Annotated in this window: 1 protein-coding gene; it reads right to left on the reverse strand. The window is 39.7% G+C overall.

Annotation, left to right across the window (positions count from 1 at the left end):
• Positions 1–270: FAD-binding oxidoreductase (locus DL897_RS18000; RefSeq protein WP_113660476.1), on the reverse strand; the 270-nt coding region annotated here is incomplete at its 3' end.
• Between the last annotated feature and the right edge of the window lie 120 nt (positions 271–390).

A 390-nucleotide genomic window follows, 5' to 3' on the forward strand; every position in this document is an offset into this window, starting at 1 on the left:
GAGGACTTTATTCATGTCACTCACATCAATAACAATTCCGTCACTTACTACTGAAAGATTCTTATCCAGAGCATGGCGGCCGCTTCTGACACGCAAAGGCACATTATTCTCACGAGCCCATTTAATAGCATTACTGACATCGTATGAATTTTGTGCAAAAACAAAGACAAGCGGATAGACATCAACATAAGGGTTCCAATTCTTAACCGCCTGTGTATAGCCGGGGTCCCCTTTGAAGATTACACGTCCTGTTAACTGTGCTGATCCCATCTATTTCACTCCCAATAAGCATTTGATTCCGGTACCAGTATATGTAGGATTTGGACAAATTCTTAGACAGATGGTCTACTAACTTAAAAATAGATAAATATATGCGAAAGCTTAACTTGA

This window comes from Thermoflavimicrobium daqui (assembly GCF_003313465.1).
Lineage (GTDB): Bacteria > Bacillota > Bacilli > Thermoactinomycetales > Thermoactinomycetaceae > Thermoflavimicrobium > Thermoflavimicrobium daqui.